Annotated in this window: 17 protein-coding genes; 2 read left to right on the forward strand and 15 right to left on the reverse strand. The window is 59.6% G+C overall.

The window, feature by feature from the left end; translation table 11 throughout:
* Positions 1-122: 122 nt before the first annotated feature.
* The 11 genes from I9H09_RS21415 to I9H09_RS21465 form a co-directional block, all read right to left on the reverse strand.
* Positions 123-1,415: an adenylosuccinate synthase gene (locus I9H09_RS21415; RefSeq protein WP_024670382.1), complete on the reverse strand. Its 1,293-nt coding sequence runs from the start codon at positions 1,413-1,415 to the stop codon at positions 123-125.
* Between the two features lie 54 nt (positions 1,416-1,469).
* Positions 1,470-2,657 carry an ATP phosphoribosyltransferase regulatory subunit gene (locus I9H09_RS21420; RefSeq protein WP_005888519.1) on the reverse strand — a complete coding sequence of 396 codons (1,188 nt, stop codon included), beginning with the start codon at positions 2,655-2,657 and terminating at the stop codon, positions 1,470-1,472.
* 270 nt (positions 2,658-2,927) lie between these two features.
* Positions 2,928-3,797, reverse strand: a complete 870-nt coding sequence (gene hflC, locus I9H09_RS21425; protein WP_005888516.1) for a protease modulator HflC — start codon at positions 3,795-3,797, stop codon at positions 2,928-2,930.
* Entirely contained in the window at positions 3,797-4,993 is a 1,197-nt protein-coding gene (hflK, locus tag I9H09_RS21430) for an FtsH protease activity modulator HflK (protein ID WP_005888514.1), read from the reverse strand. The genes hflC and hflK overlap by 1 nt, the downstream gene beginning before the upstream one ends.
* A 96-nt stretch (positions 4,994-5,089) precedes the next feature.
* Positions 5,090-6,391: a ribosome rescue GTPase HflX gene (gene hflX / locus I9H09_RS21435; RefSeq protein WP_024690930.1), complete on the reverse strand. Its 1,302-nt coding sequence runs from the start codon at positions 6,389-6,391 to the stop codon at positions 5,090-5,092.
* A gap of 12 nt (positions 6,392-6,403) precedes the next feature.
* Positions 6,404-6,664, reverse strand: a complete 261-nt coding sequence (gene hfq / locus I9H09_RS21440) for an RNA chaperone Hfq (protein WP_002551819.1) — start codon at positions 6,662-6,664, stop codon at positions 6,404-6,406.
* A 91-nt stretch (positions 6,665-6,755) separates the two neighbouring features.
* The gene (gene miaA / locus I9H09_RS21445; RefSeq protein WP_024670383.1) at positions 6,756-7,727 is read right to left on the reverse strand and encodes a tRNA (adenosine(37)-N6)-dimethylallyltransferase MiaA; all 972 of its coding nucleotides are present in this window, start codon (positions 7,725-7,727) and stop codon (positions 6,756-6,758) included.
* The gene (gene mutL, locus I9H09_RS21450; protein ID WP_005888511.1) at positions 7,728-9,671 is read right to left on the reverse strand and encodes a DNA mismatch repair endonuclease MutL; all 1,944 of its coding nucleotides are present in this window, start codon (positions 9,669-9,671) and stop codon (positions 7,728-7,730) included. It abuts the gene before it with no gap.
* On the reverse strand, positions 9,671-11,101 hold the full coding sequence (locus tag I9H09_RS21455; protein WP_202981880.1) for an N-acetylmuramoyl-L-alanine amidase: 1,431 nt from the start codon (positions 11,099-11,101) through the stop codon (positions 9,671-9,673). The genes mutL and I9H09_RS21455 overlap by 1 nt, the downstream gene beginning before the upstream one ends.
* 2 nt (positions 11,102-11,103) lie before the next feature.
* On the reverse strand, positions 11,104-11,532 hold the full coding sequence (gene tsaE, locus I9H09_RS21460) for a tRNA (adenosine(37)-N6)-threonylcarbamoyltransferase complex ATPase subunit type 1 TsaE (RefSeq protein ID WP_268948599.1): 429 nt from the start codon (positions 11,530-11,532) through the stop codon (positions 11,104-11,106).
* A gap of 29 nt (positions 11,533-11,561) precedes the next feature.
* Positions 11,562-13,052 carry an NAD(P)H-hydrate dehydratase gene (locus tag I9H09_RS21465; RefSeq protein ID WP_236502250.1) on the reverse strand — a complete coding sequence of 497 codons (1,491 nt, stop codon included), beginning with the start codon at positions 13,050-13,052 and terminating at the stop codon, positions 11,562-11,564.
* Between the two features lie 63 nt (positions 13,053-13,115).
* Here I9H09_RS21465 and queG point away from each other — a divergent pair, with 63 nt between their 5' ends.
* Positions 13,116-14,204 carry a tRNA epoxyqueuosine(34) reductase QueG gene (queG, locus tag I9H09_RS21470; RefSeq protein ID WP_024670387.1) on the forward strand — a complete coding sequence of 363 codons (1,089 nt, stop codon included), beginning with the start codon at positions 13,116-13,118 and terminating at the stop codon, positions 14,202-14,204.
* Between the two features lie 108 nt (positions 14,205-14,312).
* Here the strand turns inward: queG and I9H09_RS21475 are convergent, their stop codons facing one another.
* Positions 14,313-14,924, reverse strand: a complete 612-nt coding sequence (locus I9H09_RS21475) for a trimeric intracellular cation channel family protein (RefSeq protein WP_005888502.1) — start codon at positions 14,922-14,924, stop codon at positions 14,313-14,315.
* 106 nt (positions 14,925-15,030) lie between these two features.
* Complete coding sequence (gene orn / locus I9H09_RS21480) at positions 15,031-15,567, reverse strand: oligoribonuclease (RefSeq protein WP_005888500.1); 537 nt, start codon at positions 15,565-15,567, stop codon at positions 15,031-15,033.
* 108 nt (positions 15,568-15,675) lie between these two features.
* Between orn and rsgA the strand changes: the two genes are divergently transcribed.
* Positions 15,676-16,707 (forward strand): small ribosomal subunit biogenesis GTPase RsgA, encoded by a 1,032-nt coding sequence (gene rsgA / locus I9H09_RS21485; RefSeq protein ID WP_122347885.1) that lies wholly within the window; start codon positions 15,676-15,678, stop codon positions 16,705-16,707.
* A gap of 61 nt (positions 16,708-16,768) precedes the next feature.
* On the opposite strand, the gene motB is transcribed toward rsgA, so the two are convergent.
* Both motB and motA read right to left on the reverse strand, forming a co-directional pair.
* Positions 16,769-17,818: a flagellar motor protein MotB gene (gene motB / locus I9H09_RS21490; protein WP_122347884.1), complete on the reverse strand. Its 1,050-nt coding sequence runs from the start codon at positions 17,816-17,818 to the stop codon at positions 16,769-16,771.
* 3 nt (positions 17,819-17,821) lie between these two features.
* Entirely contained in the window at positions 17,822-18,673 is an 852-nt protein-coding gene (gene motA / locus I9H09_RS21495; RefSeq protein ID WP_005888494.1) for a flagellar motor stator protein MotA, read from the reverse strand.
* Positions 18,674-18,771: the final 98 nt, after the last annotated feature.

Consider the following 18,771-nt stretch of genomic DNA (forward strand, 5'->3'; position numbering starts at 1 on the left):
TCACCTTTGTAGCAAGCGCCGTGCCGTGACACAAGTCTCACTTTCTGGCGCATTTGATACGCCAGACTTCGAAAGCAGAAAGGGCCGCAAATGCGGCCCTTTCTGTATAACCAAGCGATGAATCAGCCGAATGGATGACGCAGCACGATGGTTTCGTTGCGGTCAGGGCCGGTCGAAATGATATCGATAGGCGCCCCCACAAGCTCTTCGACCCGCTTGATGTAAGCGCGGGCAGCGGCAGGCAGCTCTTCCAGAGTCTTGGCACCCAGCGTCGACTCGCTCCAGCCTGGCATTTGCTCATACACCGGACGAAGGCCCAGATAGCTGTCAGCATCAGTCGGAGCATCAATGACGGCACCGTCTTCGTTCTCGTAACCGATGCAGATGTTGATGGTTTCCAGACCGTCGAGCACGTCCAGCTTGGTCAGGCACAGGCCAGAAATGCTGTTGATTTCGATGGCACGACGCAGGATGACGGCATCGAACCAGCCACAACGACGTGCGCGACCGGTGGTGGCGCCGAACTCGTGGCCACGCTTGGCCAGAAACGCACCAACGTCGTCGAACAGCTCGGTCGGAAACGGCCCAGAACCCACACGCGTGGTGTAAGCCTTGGTGATACCCAGAATGTAATCCAGATACATCGGACCGAAACCCGAACCGGTGGCGATGCCGCCAGCAGTGGTGTTGGAGCTGGTGACGTACGGATAGGTGCCGTGGTCGATGTCCAGCAGCGAGCCCTGGGCACCTTCGAACATGATGTCCTTGCCATCGCGACGCATCTCATGCAGCGCAGCAGTGACGTCGAGCATCAGCGGCTTGAGCAGGTCAGCGTATTCCATGCACTCGTCGAGTGTTTTCTGGAAGTCGATGGCAGGCTCTTTGTAGTAATTGACCAGCACAAAGTTGTGATAGTCGAGCAGCTCGCCCAGCTTGGCGGCGAAGCGCTCGCGGTGGAACAGGTCGCCGATGCGCAGTCCGCGACGCGCCACCTTGTCTTCGTAAGCCGGGCCGATACCACGACCGGTGGTGCCGATCTTGAATTCGCCGCGGGCTTTTTCGCGCGCCTGATCCAATGCAACGTGATACGACAGGATCAGCGGGCAGGACGGGCTGATGCGCAGGCGCTCGCGCACCGGAATGCCTTTCTCTTCCAGCTTGATGATTTCGCGCAGGAGCGCGTCGGGGGCGACCACCACACCATTGCCGATCAGGCACTGCACGCCTTCGCGCAGCACACCGGACGGGATCAGGTGCAATACGGTCTTCTCACCGTCGATCACCAGGGTGTGGCCAGCATTGTGGCCACCCTGATAACGCACTACGGCGGTAGCATGTTCGGTCAGCAGATCAACGATCTTGCCTTTGCCCTCATCACCCCATTGAGTGCCCAGGACTACGACATTCTTACCCATAACACTTGTCCTCATTCACGCAAACTTGGTGCCGGCGGCGGCCGGCAGGAATACTCAAGAAGCCAGCGGCATTACCTGCCAGTGCTCGCCATGCTGAATCAATTGCCGGTCACAGTCGGCTTCGCGCGCCGCACTCACCTGCTGCCCAGGCAATGCCTGAACCACACGCTGACCTTCATTGCGCAACTGGCATACCTGCTGCCAGAGTGCCGCGTCCGTGCTGTCCGGCATCCATATGCCACCGGACGGTAAAACGATTTCTGCCTGCCCCAGAGTTACCAGGGTTTTCAGGTCAGTGGAAAAGCCGGTCGCCGGGCGGGCACGACCGAAGTCGGCGCCGATATCATCGTAACGACCGCCCTGGGCAATCGACTGGCCCACGCCCGGTACGAACACCGCAAAGACCACACCGGTATGGTAGTGGTAGCCGCGCAGTTCGCCGAGATCGAAATACAAAGGCAACTGCGGGAAGCGCACAGCCAGGCGATCGGCGATAGCCAGCAGGTCATCAAGCGCTGCCAACACAGGTGCAGGGGCCGCCGACAGTCGATCCCGAGCTGCATCAAGCACCTCACGACCACCGCACAGATCAACCAGCGCACGCAGCATCGAAGCCAGCTCTTGCGGCAGATCAGCGGTCAGTGCAACCACTTCGTCGATGGCCTTGCGTTGCAGCGCATCGAACAACTGCTGCTCGACCTCACCTGAAAGACCGGCCGCACGCGCCAGACCACGATAGATACCGACATGCCCGAGGTCCATGTGCACATCCGGCACATCGGCCAGCTGCAGCATGGCCAGCATCAGACTGATGACCTCGACGTCGCTGCTCGGGCTTGCGTCGCCATACAGCTCGGCGCCGAGCTGTATCGGACTGCGAGAGGAGGACAATGCCCGTGGCTGAGCATGCAGAACGCTGCCTGCGTAGCATAGACGGCTAGGGCCTTCACGCTTCAGGGTGTGCGCATCGATGCGTGCAACCTGCGGCGTGATGTCGGCACGAAAGCCCATCTGCCGGCCCGACTGCGGATCGATGACCTTGAAGGTGCGCAAATCCAGATCCGAACCCGCGCCGGTCAGCAGCGACTCCAGATACTCGATATGCGGGGTGACGACGAACTCATAGCCCCAGCTCTGAAACAGATCCAACACCTGACGGCGCGCTACTTCAATACGTGCCGCTTCCGGTGGCAGTACTTCTTCGATGCCATCTGGTAGCAGCCAGCGGTCAACCGTTGCCATTACGCCTTTCCCCTGTGATCCAGGCGGCCAGCCTACAGGCTGGCCTTGAGTGAAGCAGAGAGTGGCGCGCCGTATGACGGGCACGACAAATGCCCGGGACAGGCCACGCAGACCACTCTCCTCGAAAAACTTTGCCGCTTTCTGAATCAGATGCGGCCAATCAATCGTGCAGACGCAAAAAAGCCGGGAATTTCCCGGCTGCCGCATGATACACACGTTTCACCGTACGTTCACCCCACCAGGCGGTTTTGCCGCCCGGCGGGTGATTGATTACGGCTTGGCTTTTTCCATGTAGCGAAAGAATTCGCTGTTTGGATCAAGCACCATCACGTCACTCTTGTTCGCAAAGCTTTCGCGGTAGGCGCGCAGGCTACGGTAAAACGCGTAGAACTCCTGATCCTGACCGTAGGCCTTGGAGTAGATCGCAGCAGCCTGGGCATCACCATCACCACGCGCCTCTTCAGACTCGCGATAGGCTTCTGCCAGCAACACACGGCGCTGGCGATCGGCGTCGGCACGGATGCCTTCACCCAGCTCGTTACCCTTGGCACGGTGCTCGCGCGCTTCACGTTCACGCTCGGTACTCATCCGCTCGAAAACGCTGCGATTCACTTCCTTGGGCAGGTCAATGGCCTTGACCCGAACATCGAGCACTTCGATACCCAGCTCTTTTTCAGCCATGCGGTTCAGCGAACCGGTGATATCCGCCATCAGTGCGTCTCGCTCGCCCGACACGACTTCGTGCAGGGTGCGCTTGCCGAACTGGTCGCGCAGGCCGGACTCCAGACGACGCGACAGGCGTTCATCAGCAATCTGCTTGAGGCCGGAAGTCGCGGTGTAGAAACGTTCCGCATCCTTCACGCGCCATTTGGCGTAGGCATCGACCATTACGGCTTTCTTTTCCAGCGTCAGAAAACGCTGGGTAGGCGCATCGAGCGTTAGAAGACGTCCGTCGAACTTGCGCACCTGGTTCACGTAAGGAACCTTCACATGCAGGCCCGGCTGAACGTCAGCCTGGACCACCTTGCCGAACTGCAGCAAAACCGCACGTTCAGTCTGGGACACTATGTAGAAGCTGTTCCAGGCGATGACTGCCAGTACCACACCGACAATAAGGGTGATCAGCGATTTATTGCTCATCAGCGAGTCTCCCTTGTACGTACTTCACCGCGCTGCTGAGCCTCGGTCGCCCGGGCGGCGGCAGCGGCAGCATCGGTATTGGCCTGAGATGGCGTACCCGAACCGGAGCCATGGGCAGTACTGCTGCGACTGCTTTCGATCATCTTGTCGAGCGGGAGGTAAAGCAGATTATTCTGCCCCTTGTCACCGGTCACGAGAACCTTGCTGGTGTTGCTGAAGACTTCCTGCATGGTGTCCAGGTACAGACGCTGGCGGGTTACTTCAGGAGCCTTGCGGTATTCGGCAACCAGCTTGGTAAAGCGATCAGCCTCACCTTTGGCCCGCGAAACCACTTCGTCACGGTAGCCGTTGGCATCTTCGAGAATGCGCTGAGCCTGACCGCGAGCTTCCGGGATAACCCCGTTGGCGTAGCTTTCAGCCTGGTTGCGTGAACGCTGCTCGTCTTCACGGGCGCGGATCACGTCATCAAACGCTTCCTGTACTTCGCGTGGTGCGGCAGCGCTTTGCACGTTCACCTGAGTAACGGTGATGCCGGTGCCGTAGGTATCGAGGAAGCGTTGCAGACGCTCCTTGATTTCACTGGCCATCAGCTCACGGCCTTCAGTCAGTACCTGGTCCATCGCCGTGGAGCCCACGACATGGCGCAGCGCGCTTTCAGTCGCGTGTTGCAGGCTGATTTCAGGCTGATCGACGTTCAGGACGAAGTCCTTCAGGTTGCTGATCTTGTACTGCACGGTCAGTGGCACCTCGACGATGTTCTCGTCTTCGGTGAGCATCTGGCCCTGTTTGCTGTAGGCGCGCTCGCGAGTCACGTTTTCCATGTACTTGCGATCGAACGGCGGGAAGTAGATGTTGAGGCCCGGCCCCACGGTTTCGTGGTATTGACCGAAACGCAGCACGACGGCCTGCTCCTGCTCATCGACAACATAGATAGCGCTGTACAGCCAGAAAGCGACAAGCACGACCAGGCCGATGCCGAGCAGGCCAAAGCCACCGCCCTTGCCAGAACCGCCGCCATTGCCGCTGCCGCCATCACTGCCGCGTTTGTTACCGCCGCCGAACAACCCCTTCAGGCTTTCCTGCAGCTTACGGAAGGCCTCGTCGAGATCAGGTGGTCCCTTGCGGTCGCCGCCACGGCGTTTGCCGCCCCAGGGATCTTGATTATTCGAGTTGCCACCCGGCTCATTCCAAGCCATAGCGCTCTCCATCTGATAAAGCAAAGACGCGCCCGCGGCGCGCCGACCAATGCTACAGAATGCCCGCGAAAGCCGTACAACGGCTTTTTCGTGCTTTTATTGCAAAGTGTGTTGCTCGATGAACTCCAGCGGCTGCAATCCTTCGCGACTCACCAGTCGATTGAGTTCAACGCGCGGTATTCGCACCGCCAGCAAGCTGGCACCGTCTTCGTCATGCGACTCGCTCTGCACCGCACCCAGCTCGAAGAACTGGGCGCGCAGCCGGGCAAGGCTTTGCGGCAAGTGAAGCGTACCGACAAACAGGTCGTTGCCAAGCAATTCGGCGATAGCCTGTTTGAGCAGATCCAGCCCGCGACCATCACGCGCCGACACCCAGACACGCTGCGGCTTGCCATCGGCATCGCGTTGTATCTGAGGCTCCACGCCTTCGAGCAGATCGAGTTTGTTATAGACCTCGAGGATCGGCAAGCCCTCGGCACCGATCTCACCGAGCACGGCCATAACCTGCTCGATCTGCGACATGCGATCAGGCTCGTGCGAGTCGATGACATGCAGGAGCAAATCGGAATTGCTCGACTCTTCAAGGGTCGCGCGAAAGGCTTCTACCAACTTGTGAGGCAGATGGCGAATGAAGCCTACGGTGTCAGCCAGAACGATCGGGCCAAGGTCATCGAGCTGCAGACGACGCAGGGTAGGATCGAGCGTGGCGAACAACTGATCGGCCGCAAACACATCCGAATCGGTCACCGAGTTGAAAAGGGTCGATTTGCCGGCGTTGGTATAACCCACCAGTGAAACCGACGGAATATCCGCACGCCGACGTCCGCGACGCGCCTGATCCCGCTGACTGCGAACCTTCTCAAGACGGCCTTTGATCTGCCGCAGGCGAACCCGCAGAAGACGTCGGTCGGTCTCGAGCTGAGTTTCACCCGGACCACGCAGGCCGATACCGCCCTTTTGCCGCTCAAGGTGAGTCCAGCCGCGTACCAGACGGGTACTCATATGCTCAAGCTGGGCCAGTTCGACCTGCAGCTTGCCTTCGTGAGTACGCGCCCGCTGCGCGAAGATATCGAGGATCAGCCCCGTACGATCAAGCACGCGACACTCGAAAACGCGCTCGAGGTTACGTTCCTGACTGGGCGTGAGGGTGTGATTGAATATCACAAGATCAGCCTGCTCGGCTTTGACCTGGTCGCGAAGCTCCTCGACCTTGCCAGAGCCAATCAGGTATTTGGCCGATGGCCGATGACGCGGCACGTTGATAAACGCAACGGTATCAGCACCAGCCGATATGGCCAGCTCCTGAAACTCCTGCGGATCTTCGCGCGCCTCAGGGTCCTGACCATCCAGGTGAACGAGAATGGCCCGCTCACCACCACTGTGGCGCTCAAAGAACAAGGCAGACTCCTATCAGGCGTTACCTGGCTCGGCGTCCGCGCCGTCAGCATCAGTAGCGCTGGGCAGGCGGATCGGGCGAACCGGTACGACGGTGGAAATAGCGTGTTTGTAGACCATCTGGCTGACCGTGTTCTTCAGCAAAATGACGAACTGGTCGAAAGACTCGATCGTACCCTGCAGCTTGATACCGTTGACCAGATAGATCGATACCCCGACCTTCTCTTTACGCAAGGTATTCAGGTAAGGGTCTTGTAGCGAATGCCCTTTTGACATGTGCCGCACTCCTTTAAGGATCAATAATAATAAATCGAATTCGATTGGCTTGACCGGCCACCCCCCAAGGATAGACGGCTATTGCAGGGACTCAGCTCAATATGGAGACCGATCCCAGGTATTTCAAGGCGCGTGGCAGATTGTCGCTGGCCAGACTGTCCAGCCAGTGCAGATTCTCCCAGCTGCGAAGCCAGGTAAATTGCCGTTTGGCCAGCTGGCGCGTTGCAATGATGCCCCGCTCCTGCATTTCATCCCGCGTCAGCTTTCCGTCCAGATGATCCCAGACCTGGCGATAACCCACTGCTCTTATGGAAGGCAACCCTGAATGCAGGTCGCCTCTCGAGCGCAATGCCAGTACTTCGTCCAGAAACCCCTGATCCAGCATTTGCTCAAAACGTAGCGCGATGCGATGGTGCAGCACCTTGCGATCAGCCGGAGCTATTGCAAGGTTTGCGACAGTATAGGGCAATTGCTGACGCCCTGATGCGGCTGCTTCGGTACTTTGCGCAGTTTGTTGCTCGCGGTGTGCGGTCATGCTCATTCCGCTGACGCGATAAACCTCCAGCGCCCTGATCAGCCGTTGCGGATCGTTAGGGTGAATACGCGCCGCCGACACGGGGTCGACTGCCGCCAGTTGATCATGCAACGACTGCCATCCAAAGGCCTGTGCATCGGCTTCAAGCTGCGCACGAACCTCTGCATCGGCGGCCGGCATATCTGCCAGCCCGTCCAATAGAGCCTTGAAATACAACATAGTGCCGCCGACCAGCAAAGGAATATTTCCGCGTGCGGTAATTTCTGCCATCGCCGCCAGCGCATCGCTGCGAAAGTCAGCTGCAGAGTAGCTTTGTGCCGGGTCGAGAATATCGATAAGGCGATGCGGAAACTCGGCCAATTGCGCTTTGGATGGCTTGGCGGTGCCGATGTCCATGCCGCGATAGACCAGTGCAGAATCGACGCTGATCAGCTCGCAGGGCAGCACTTTGCTGAGTTCGATTGCCAGATCGGTCTTGCCTGCAGCGGTTGGCCCCATGAGAAAGATGGCCGGAGGTAAAGCGTTCATTCATTGACCGCGCAGGAATAATTTATCCAGATCACTCAGGCCCATCTGGGTCCAGGTGGGACGACCGTGGTTGCACTGTCCGCTACGCTCGGTGTTCTCCATGTCGCGCAGCAGGCCGTTCATTTCAGGGATGGCCAGACGCCGGTTGGCGCGAATCGCCCCGTGACAGGCCATTGTGCCAAGCAGCTCGTTCATGTGTGCCTGCACCCGGTCGCTGGTGCCGTACTCCATCAGATCGGCCAGCACATCGCTGACCAGCCGATTGGCCTCGGCCTGCTTGAGCAACGCGGGAATCTGGCGGATGGCCAGGGTTTCCGGACCAAGCCGCTGAAGCTCGAAACCCAGTCGCTGGAACGTCGCGATGTGCTCTTCGGCGCAGTCCGCTTCACGCTGGCTGACAGCGAGCGACTCAGGCACCAACAGTGGTTGGCCGCTGAGTCCTTCGTTGGCCATCGCGATTTTCAAACGCTCGTACATGATCCGCTCATGGGCAGCATGCATGTCTACCAGCACCAACCCGTGGGCATTTTCAGCAAGAATGTAGATGCCTTTGAGCTGCGCCAATGCGTAACCCAGCGGAGGGATATCGCTCGGCGACTCCGGCAATGCCGAAGGGGCGGCGCTGGGCAAGGGCGCAAAAAACTCGCGGTAGGCGCTCTGCGCTTCAGCGACCGGCAGCGCTGACGCAGGTCGCGGAGAATACTGGTATTGGTAACCACTGCCGGAACCGCCGCCAGCAGGCCGGGCAAAAGCCTCGCCCTGGGGCTGTTCAAGCACGTTGTTGGCCAGACGCATTTCGCCCTGTGGCCCGAACTCACCTGCGTCAGGACCTGTCGGTTTGGGCTCGGCGGCGACTGGCACGCTGCCGCCCACCTGATTTTCGGGACGCACATCGCCCAAAGCGCGGTGCAAGGTGCCGTAAAGGAAGTCATGCACCATGCGCCCGTCGCGGAAGCGCACTTCATGTTTGGTCGGGTGAACGTTGACGTCCACCGCTGCAGGGTCGACTTCAAAGAACAGCACGAAAGTCGGATGACGACCATTGAACAGCACATCGCGATACGCCTGGCGCACCGCATGAGCGACCAGCTTGTCGCGCACTGCGCGGCCATTCACGAAAAAATATTGCAGATCGGCCTGGCTGCGAGAAAACGTCGGCAGCCCTACCCAGCCCCACAGATGCAGGCCATTGCGCTCGATCTCGATAGGCAGCGCCTGCTCGAGAAAGCCCGGCCCGCAGATAGCCGAAACCCGCCGAGCTCTGGCGGTGTCGTCATGCGCCTCGTGCAGGCTGAGCACAGTCTTGCCGTTATGGCGCAGATGGAAGGCCACGTCGAAACGCGCCAGCGCCATGCGCTTGATGACTTCCTGCAAATGATCGAATTCGGTTTTCTCGGCCTTCAGAAACTTGCGGCGAGCCGGTGTATTGAAAAACAGGTCACGCACTTCCACCGAAGTGCCGACCGGATGCGCCGCAGGCTGCACGCGCGGGGCCATGTCACGGCCTTCGGTTTCAACCTGCCAGGCCTGGTCGGCGTCACGGGTGCGCGAGGTCAGCGTCAACCGCGCAACGGAACTGATCGACGCCAATGCCTCGCCACGAAACCCGAGGCTCATGACGCGCTCGAGGTCTTCCAGATCGCGAATCTTGCTGGTCGCGTGTCGCGCCAGTGCCAGCGGAAGATCATCGGAGGAAATACCGCCGCCATCATCACGCACCTTCAACAGCTTGATGCCAGCCTGCTCGACATCGATATCAATGCGCCGAGCGCCTGAGTCAAGGCTGTTTTCCAGCAGCTCCTTGATCACCGAAGCCGGACGCTCGACCACCTCGCCAGCAGCGATCTGGTTAGCCAGACGCGGACTGAGCAGTTCGATACGCGCAGCGCTCAGGACAGCTTGAGCGCTGGTGGCTTCAGCGCCGTCGAGAAGAAGATCGGTCATTACTGGGCTGCAACCTCAGAGCTCGGAATTCGCAGGTCCTGACCGATTTTCAACTCATCGGTTTTCAGGTTGTTGGCTGTGCGCAGCGTGGCGATGTTCATGTCATAACGCGCTGCGAGCATGGCCAGAGTCTCGCCAGAGCGCACCACGTGATTGCGCGGCCCTTGGGTCAGCTTGCCGTTGTCGCGCAGCCAGGCAATGTAAGTGCCCTGTGGCGGGTTCTGCTGGAAGAACTGTTTCACGCCAGAGGTAATCGAGCGCGCCAGAGCCTGCTGGTGCGACGCAGAACCCAGTTTGTTAGCTTCGTTGGCATTGGAGATGAACCCGGTTTCTACCAGAATCGATGGAATGTCCGGCGACTTGAGAACCATGAAGCCTGCCTGCTCGACACGGGATTTGTGCAGCGAAGTCACTCGGCCAATATTGCTCAATACTTTCTGGCCGACATTCAGGCTCGACGACAGCGACGCGGTCATCGACAAGTCCAGCAACACGCCTGCGAGCATTCGGTCCTTGTCATCGAGGCTGACCGCACCGGCACCACCAATCAGGTCGGAACGGTTTTCACTGTCCGCCAGCCAGCGCGCGGTTTCGGAAGTGGCTCCGCGATCAGACAGGGCGAATACCGACGCACCAAACGCAGCGGAGGAAGGTGCAGCATCGGCGTGAATCGACACGAACAGGTCGGCACCCTTGGCGCGAGCAATCTCGGTACGTTTGCGCAACGGGATAAAGTAATCGCCGGTTCGCGTCAGTTCGGCGCGGTAGCCTTTTTCTGCGTTGACCTGACGCTGCAATTCCTTGGCAATCGACAGCACCACGTTTTTCTCTTTCTGGCCCGCGCCACCCGAGGCGCCCGGGTCTTCACCGCCGTGCCCGGCATCGATCACGATAACGATATCGCGCTTACCGTTAGGCACAGGTGTCAGCTTGATTTCAGGTTTGGCAGGGCTCACCGGAACTGCGGGCGCCGTATTGGCGGCAGTGTCCGGGATCACAGGGGTCGTCGGATTGGCATCTGCGGCGTTGTCGAACAGATCGACCACCAGACGGTTGCCATACTGCTGGTTAGGCGCAAGGGTGAAGCTCTTGGGCGTCACTGCTTTCTTCAGATCGATGACCACCCGCAGGTCGGTCGGCGTACGCTGGGCAGAACGCATGCTGCTGATCGGCGTATTGGCTGTCGGCACATTCAGCGCACCGCCGAGGGTGGCACCATTTATGTCGATCACCAGGCGATCCGGCGAGGTCAGGGTGAATACGCTGTGCTGGACGGGCCCTGTCAGGTCGAACACCAGGCGCGTGTTATCCGGCGCTCGCCATAAGCGGACACTTCGTACTTGCGTAGCGGCAACCGCCTCGACAGCCAGGGCCATCAACAGCAGACCAACTACAGTAACCAGCGCGCGCATGCGCATACCTAACCCCATATCTATTTGAATTCCAAAGCCAAAGTGGCGCACCAGCGTTCACCACGCGAACCCAGCGGGCTCAATATCACGGACCGACCTTCGCCGTGCGCGCCAATGGTAATGGTCAGGTCGGGCTTTGGCAAAAAGCCTGCACCGCGTTGGGGCCATTCAATCAGACAAAGTGCATCGCCGTCGAAGTAATCACGCACACCCATGAACTCAAGTTCTTCGGGATCGACCAGCCGGTACAGATCGAAATGGAAGACCCGGATCTGACCTATTTCATAAGGCTCGACCAGCGTGAAAGTGGGGCTCTTGACAGCCCCTTGATGCCCGAACCCGCGAATCATTCCCCGTGAGAGAGTGGTTTTTCCAGCGCCCAGATCGCCGTCGAGAAAAATCACACCGGTGCCCTCGGTAACGCCTGCGAGGCGCGCACCAAATTGCATCATGGCGTCCTCACCAACCACCTGCAGCTTTAAATCAGACACGGTTGCAGCTCCTCCAATAACTGACGAATGGCGGGAATAATATCGCTGGCGGCCAGCCCTCGGCCGGTTTCACCGAGTTTCTGACCGGCACTGGCGTGCAGCCATACTGCAAGGCAGGCAGCATCGAATGGCGTCAGGTGCTGCGCCATCAACGCGCCGATCAGCCCGGCAAGCACGTCGCCCAGACCTGCGGTAGCCATCGCCGGATGGCCGCGATCACACAACGCCACTTGCCCGCCTGCATCGGCGATCAGGCTGCCGGAGCCTTTGAGGACGCAAACGGTGTTGAATTTACGGGCCAGTGCCCGGACCGCGCCAAGGCGATCCGCTTGAATGTCCTTTATAGCTACACCCAGCAGGCGCGCTGCTTCACCTGGATGCGGCGTGATGACGCTGTTGGCAGGCAGGCTTACCTGCCCTGTCGCCAGCCTGTTCAGCGCGTCGGCGTCCCAGACCTGCGGACGCTCAGCGTTGGCGGCAGCCGACAACAGACTGCGCCCCCAGGCGTCCTGCCCCAGACCCGGTCCTACGACCAGCACACTGGCGGGCTCGATCAGCGCCATCAACTGATTGGCCGAGCTGATCGCCGCACTCATGATTTCCGGCATGCGCGTCAACGCTGCCGGAATGTGTTCGGCGCGCGTCGCGAGGGTGAGCATGCCTGCGCCACTGCGCAGGGCGCTTTCCGCGCTAAGCAGGGCAGCACCACCAAAACCGTGATCGCCACCGATGACCAGCACGCGCCCGAACATTCCCTTGTGCGCAATGCGCGGCCGTGGCGCCAACTGCGGCAGATTATGTGTATCAAGACGTTTCGCGCTGACCGGAGTTTGCGCGACCAGCTCCGGATCGGCCTGCAAGTCATCAAAAACCAGCTCACCCACCAGGTCTGCCGCCTCACCGGTCAGCAGTCCTGTTTTCAGGCAGATGAAGGTCACCGTAAGATCGGCACGCACCGCAACGCCCAGTGCCTGACCGCTATCAGTGCTCAGCCCTGAAGGAATGTCCACCGCCGCAACTGGCAAACCGCTGGCATTGATTGCTTTGATAGCCGACAGGTAAGGCTCGTGCACCTCGCCATTGAGCCCGGTGCCGAGCAACGCATCCAGCACCACGCCGTCGAGCGCCTGCCCTGCCCACGCCTGGATGCCCACTGCCGAGGCCGCTGCATACGCCGCTGCTGCGTCACCGGTCAGTGCAGCCGGATCACCGACAGCCAGCACGCTGACCTGCCAGCCCGCCTTGTGGGCGAGGGCCGCCACCAGATAACCGTCACCGGCATTGTTGCCACATCCGGCCAGAACGGTCAGCTGGTTAGCCTGCGGCCAGCGCCGACGCAGCGCGCGCCACGTCGCATGGGCAGCACGCTGCATCAATTCCATGCCTGGCGTGCCAGCGGCAATCAGCCGGGCATCAAGGTCGCGGACCTGCGCCGCACTGTACAGCGCGTCGGGTAAATGAGGTTTAGTGTCGAACATGCGTCTATAGGCTCCGATGTCTGGCAGAATTATACGCACCTTGGCCCCGGTTTCTCTCTGCGCATGTCCGCTATTACTGCTGTACTTCCTACTTCCGATGATCTTGCCGCACTCGCCTTGTCTATCAAGGCGTGGGGGCGTGAGCTGGGCTTTCAGGAAGTCGGGATCAGCGGCCTCGACCTGGCAGAGCACGAGCAGCACCTGCAGCGCTGGCTCGATGAGGGTTATCACGGCGAAATGGACTATATGGCAGCCCATGGCAGCAAACGTTCCCACCCCGATGAGTTGGTACCGGGGACGTTGCGCGTGGTGTCGCTACGCATGGATTACCTGCCAGGCGACAGCGAAATGGCCCAGCGCCTTGCTGAGCCGGAAAAAGCCTACGTTTCGCGCTACGCCCTGGGCCGTGACTACCACAAACTGATTCGCAAACGCTTGCAGCAACTGGCCGAGCGCATTCAGCAGGCCATCGGCCCTTTCGGTTTCCGCGCATTCGTGGACAGCGCACCGGTGCTTGAAAAAGCTATTGCACAACAGGCCGGACTGGGCTGGATCGGCAAGAACACGCTGGTCTTGAACCGCAAGGCGGGCAGCTTCTTTTTTCTTGGCGAGCTGTTTGTCGATATTCCGCTGCCGGTCGATGCACCTCATGCCACTGAACACTGCGGGCGCTGCACTGCCTGCCTGGACATCTGCCCGACTGCGGCTTTTGTAGGGCCTTACGTGCTGGACGCGCGGCGCTGTATTTCCTATCTGACCATCGAGCTTAAGACGGCTATTCCTGAAGAGCTGCGCCCCTTGATCGGCAACCGGGTGTTCGGTTGCGACGATTGCCAGATTGCCTGCCCATGGAACCGCTTCGCCCGGCCGACAGACCAGCGTGACTTTCAGCCGCGCCACAATCTGGATAACGCAGGCCTGGCCGAGTTGTTTTTATGGGATGAAGAGACATTTCTCGCCAACACCGAAGGCTCGCCCCTGCGCCGCGCCGGCTATGAACGCTGGCTACGTAACCTGGCCGTTGGCCTGGGCAATGCGCCCTCCACCATACCGGTGATCGAAGCCCTGCAAGCAAAGCGCGACTACCCGTCGGAACTGGTCAGAGAACACGTGGAATGGGCGTTGCAGCGGCATGGGTTGGCGCCACTTTAAATTTGCGACGCGGCGAGAAGTTTTGACGCGGGGCGTCACGAAATGCATCCCCACGCTGGAGTGAGGAACGATAGTCCTCGAACTATCGCGCCTAAGCTCTGCGTCCTCTTAAGGCTCGTCTTTATAGACGAACTTGGGCATCTCCCAGTGGAAACGAATGGCCAGCAAGCGCAGCAGCAGACCACCGAACAAGGTGATCAGCACGGCCTGCTCGTTTGGCAATTGCAGGTACTGGCACAGTAGAAAACACCACGCGGCCAGAAACGAAACGCTGGCATACAGCTCGCGGCGGAATATAAGAGGGATGTCGTTGCAGAAGATGTCGCGCAGGATGCCGCCGAATACCCCGGTGATGACGCCGCACACTGAGGCAATCAGCAGCCCGTGCCCCGCCTCCAGTGCGGTCATGCAGCCGATAAGGGTGAAGGCCACCAGCCCCAGGGCGTCGAGCACCAGAAACAGGGAGCGCAAGTGGCGCATCAACGGGGCGATAAAGATCGTCACCAAGGCCGCCACACTGGTCAGCACCAGGTATTCCGGGTGTTTCACCCAAGTCAGCGGATAGTGGCCGATCAGCACGTCGCGCACTGAACCACCGCCCAGCGCAGTGACGCAGGCGATCAGTACTACACCGAACCAGTCCATGCCGCGTCGACCGGCCGACAAGGCGCCCGTCATGGCTTCAGCAGTGATGGCGATCAGATAAAGCATCAGCAACATGGCGGCGACTCTGCGAAAAAGGCGCGCAGTCTAACCAGCGAACCTGCGCACTGAAAGAGTGCAGCGAAGATTAATCACCGCACACCGATGCCTTGCTTTCACTCGATCACGGCTTGATGAAATGCTCTCGGTAGAAACGCAACTCGGCAATCGACTCGCGAATGTCATCCAGCGCAAGATGCGTGCTGCCCTTCTTGAACTTGAGCTCGGGGGACCAGCGAGCAGCCAGTTCCTTGAGGGTCGAGACGTCGAGGTTGCGGTAGTGGAAGTAGTTTTCGAGCGTCGGCATGTGACGATAAAGGAAGCGACGATCCTGACAGATGCTGTTACCGCAGATCGGCGAACTGCGCTCGGGCACCCACAGCTTGATGAATTCCAGAGTCTGCGCCTCAGCGTCAGCCATGCTGATGGTGCTTTCGCGCACGCGCTGGGTCAGGCCAGAACCGCCGTGCTGGCGCGTATTCCACTCATCCATCTTTGCCAGCGTCTCGTCGCTTTGATGCACGGCGATCACCGGCCCTTCGGCCAGTGTGTTGAGCTCACTGTCCGTGATAATCGTGGCCATTTCGATGATGACATCGGTATCAGGGTCCAGACCGGTCATTTCCAGATCGATCCAGATCAGGTTCTGCTTGTTCTGCATGTGTCGACTCCTCAGCGTAGGCGCGCAGTTTAGCTCACCCTGCCGTGCTAGACTCCTGCCGATCCAACGTACTGCTTAATTCATCGGTTACATCACATCGGAACACCCATGGCCAAACGCCAACTCAATCGACGTCAGAACTGGCGCATCGAAAAAATTCAGGGCGAGCGTGCTGCACGTGCAGCAAAACGCGAGTCCGTTACACTCGAAACACTGGAAGGCGGCGACCTCGGTCCCGAGCAGACAGGCCTGGTCATTGCCCACTTCGGCGTACAGGTTGAAGTAGAGGCCCAGGAAAGCGAGACAGCCGGCCAGGTATTCCGCTGTCACCTGCGTGCCAACCTGCCTGCATTGGTTACTGGCGATCGCGTGGTCTGGCGGGCCGGCAATCAGGGCATCGGCGTGATCGTCGCGCAACTGCCCCGCTCCACCGAACTGCGCCGTCCGGATTCCCGCGGGCAGCTCAAGCCCGTGGCCGCCAACGTCGATCTGATTGTGATCGTCTTTGCGCCGATGCCCGAGCCGCATGCCAACCTGATTGACCGTTACCTTGTCGCCGCCGAGCATGCCGGGATTCATCCGCTGCTGCTGCTAAACAAAGCCGACCTCATCGACGAGCAGAACGCGCCGGCGCTGAATGCGCTGCTCGCGGTCTATCGCACGCTGGGCTACCCAGTGCTGGAAGTGTCCGCGCACCAAGGCGATGGCATGCAGAAGCTGCAAAGCCAGCTTGATGGCCATATCAGCGTATTCGTCGGGCAGTCCGGTGTCGGCAAGTCCTCGCTGGTCAACAGCCTGCTGCCGGAAACCGATACGCGGGTCGGGCCTTTGTCCGAGGTGTCCGGTCAGGGCACGCACACGACCACCACCGCACGCCTGTTTCACTTCCCGCGTGGTGGCGACTTGATCGACTCACCCGGTATTCGTGAGTTTGGCCTGGGCCACGTCAGCCGAGCCGACGTCGAAGCCGGTTTCATCGAGTTCAATGACCTGATCGGCACCTGCCGCTTCCGCGACTGCAAGCATGACCGCGAACCGGGTTGTGCCTTGCTCAAGGGTCTGGAAGACGGCCGCGTGCAACAGCAGCGCATGAACAGCTATCGCTCGATCATTGCCAGCCTGCCGCAAGACAGTTACTGACGGCTGAAACCGCACACACAAAAACGCCGCGATGATCGCGGCGTCTTTGTATCTGTGCGGCTCAGTTCTGGGCCGGCTCTACTCGCAGCTTGCCATCATCGAAAATGTTCAGCTTCTGCCGAATCTCGTGCGGCTGAGCATACGCCTGCGGGTCGGCCGGTGTTGCTGTGGAAGCACCCGGAATACCCGGAATACCCGGAGCAGCAGGCGCTGCGGGCGTAACCGGTGCTGCTGGCGCAGGCTTGGTTGGCGCTCCACCGGAGTTCTGATCGCCTTCGATACGGTGCTGGGCCTTTTTGGTCAGGACCACGATATCGATGCGGCGGTTGACCGGATTGGTTGGGTTCTCGTGGTCATAAAGCGCCGACGAGGCATAACCCACCACCCTTGCCACCTGTGCATCCGGGTACGTCCCGGCGACCAATGCCCGGCGTGCAGCGTTCGCGCGGTTGGCCGACAGCTCCCAGTTGCCGAAGCCGCCACTGCCCACAAAAGGCGTTGCATCTGTATGACCGCTGATACTGACCTTGTTCGGCACGCTTTTGATGGTGTCGGCCAGCGCCAGCAGAATGTCCTCGAAATACGGTTTGAGCCGGGCGCTACCCGAGTCGAACATGGGCCGATTTTCGGCATCCATGATCTGGATACGCAAGCCGTCCTGCGTGATCTCGAACAGAATCTGGTCTTTGAACTTCTGCAGTTGCGGGTTTTCCTCGACCTTGTTCTGCAGTTCCTGCAGCAGCATCTCCAGACGCTCCTGCTCGACCGCTTCGGCCTTGGTCTCGGATGTCTCTGCCTCAATGGGCACAGTGTCCGGTGAAGGCGTGGTCTGCACCTCGGGATTGAGGGTCTGGTTCGGCGACATTTCCGGCGAACCACCCAGGTCGATCACATAGGGCGAACCACTGTCCGAGAAGCCGACCGGGTCCTTGAAGTAGCCAGCGACCGCGAGCAATTGCTCGGGCGTGGCAGACGACATCAGCCACAGCACCAGAAAGAACGCCATCATCGCAGTCGCGAAGTCGGCAAAGGCGATTTTCCAGGCGCCGCCGTGATGTCCGCCACCGAAGCGCTTTACGCGCTTGATGATAATCGGCTGATTATTTTCCATGACTTAGCGACCGCGAACCGCTTGTTCCAGCTCGCTGAAGCTGGGGCGATGCAGTGGATAAAGAACCTTGCGACCGAACTCGACGGCCAGCGAAGGCGGCATGCCGGAAGCCGAAGCCACCAGCGACGCCTTGATGCTTTCATAGACGTTCATTTCTTCCTTGGCATCGTGCGCAAGGCTGGTGGCCAGCGGACCGAAGAAGCCGTAAGCCGCAAGAATACCGAAGAATGTACCGACCAGCGCCGCACCTACGTGCATACCGATCGCAGCCTTGTCGCCCGAACCCAGCGACGCCATCGTTACTACGATACCCAGTACTGCCGCCACGATACCGAAACCGGGCATGCCATCTGCGACACCGGTGACGGCATGGGATGGATGCTCGAGCTCTTCTTTCATGCTCAGCAGTTCCATGTCGAACAGGCCCTCCAGCTCGTGGGGCGCCATGTTGCCGGACGACATGATGCGCAGGTAATCGCAGATGTACGCGGTCATGCGCTCATCTTTCAGGACACCCGGGTATTTGGTGAAAATCGGGCTGGAGGCGGCGTCTTCGATATCCCCTTCAATCGCCATCATGCCTTCACGACGGCTCTTGTTGAGGATCTCGTAGACCAGACCCAGCACCTCAAGGTAATAGGCGTGAGTGAAGCGACTGCCGAACATCTTCAGCGACTTCTTGAACACGTGCATGAACATGTAGCCAGGGTTGGCCTGGAGGAATGCGCCCAGCGCAGCACCGCCGATGATCAAGACCTCATAGGGCTGGAACAGCGCCATGATCTTGCCATGGGACAGCACGTATCCGCCGAGGATGCTCGCGATTACGACAATGATGCCGATGATTTTAGCCATAGGAGAAAATACTTTACTAAGAGTCGGGTTCAGGGACAGTGCGGAAGTTCATGAATCTCTTCTTCTCCTTATCGGCCCATCTGGGCCAGACTATAGCC

Origin of the sequence: Pseudomonas tremae, assembly GCF_023278125.1 — a bacterium.
GTDB lineage: Bacteria > Pseudomonadota > Gammaproteobacteria > Pseudomonadales > Pseudomonadaceae > Aquipseudomonas > Aquipseudomonas tremae.

Excerpts from the sequence above, each read along its gene's own strand:
- I9H09_RS21415 (WP_024670382.1), bottom strand. The coding sequence starts at position 1,415 with ATGGGTAAGAATGTCGTAGTCCTGGGCACTCAATGGGGTGATGAGGGC.
- I9H09_RS21420 (WP_005888519.1), bottom strand. The coding sequence starts at position 2,657 with ATGGCAACGGTTGACCGCTGGCTGCTACCAGATGGCATCGAAGAAGTA.
- hflC (WP_005888516.1), bottom strand. The coding sequence starts at position 3,797 with ATGAGCAATAAATCGCTGATCACCCTTATTGTCGGTGTGGTACTGGCA.
- hflK (WP_005888514.1), bottom strand. The coding sequence starts at position 4,993 with ATGGCTTGGAATGAGCCGGGTGGCAACTCGAATAATCAAGATCCCTGG.
- hfq (WP_002551819.1), bottom strand. The coding sequence starts at position 6,664 with ATGTCAAAAGGGCATTCGCTACAAGACCCTTACCTGAATACCTTGCGT.
- miaA (WP_024670383.1), bottom strand. The coding sequence starts at position 7,727 with ATGAACGCTTTACCTCCGGCCATCTTTCTCATGGGGCCAACCGCTGCA.
- mutL (WP_005888511.1), bottom strand. The coding sequence starts at position 9,671 with ATGACCGATCTTCTTCTCGACGGCGCTGAAGCCACCAGCGCTCAAGCT.
- I9H09_RS21455 (WP_202981880.1), bottom strand. The coding sequence starts at position 11,101 with ATGGGGTTAGGTATGCGCATGCGCGCGCTGGTTACTGTAGTTGGTCTG.
- tsaE (WP_268948599.1), bottom strand. The coding sequence starts at position 11,532 with ATGCAATTTGGTGCGCGCCTCGCAGGCGTTACCGAGGGCACCGGTGTG.
- I9H09_RS21465 (WP_236502250.1), bottom strand. The coding sequence starts at position 13,052 with ATGTTCGACACTAAACCTCATTTACCCGACGCGCTGTACAGTGCGGCG.
- queG (WP_024670387.1), top strand. The coding sequence starts at position 13,116 with ATGTCCGCTATTACTGCTGTACTTCCTACTTCCGATGATCTTGCCGCA.
- I9H09_RS21475 (WP_005888502.1), bottom strand. The coding sequence starts at position 14,924 with ATGTTGCTGATGCTTTATCTGATCGCCATCACTGCTGAAGCCATGACG.
- orn (WP_005888500.1), bottom strand. The coding sequence starts at position 15,567 with ATGCAGAACAAGCAGAACCTGATCTGGATCGATCTGGAAATGACCGGT.
- rsgA (WP_122347885.1), top strand. The coding sequence starts at position 15,676 with ATGGCCAAACGCCAACTCAATCGACGTCAGAACTGGCGCATCGAAAAA.
- motB (WP_122347884.1), bottom strand. The coding sequence starts at position 17,818 with ATGGAAAATAATCAGCCGATTATCATCAAGCGCGTAAAGCGCTTCGGT.
- motA (WP_005888494.1), bottom strand. The coding sequence starts at position 18,673 with ATGGCTAAAATCATCGGCATCATTGTCGTAATCGCGAGCATCCTCGGC.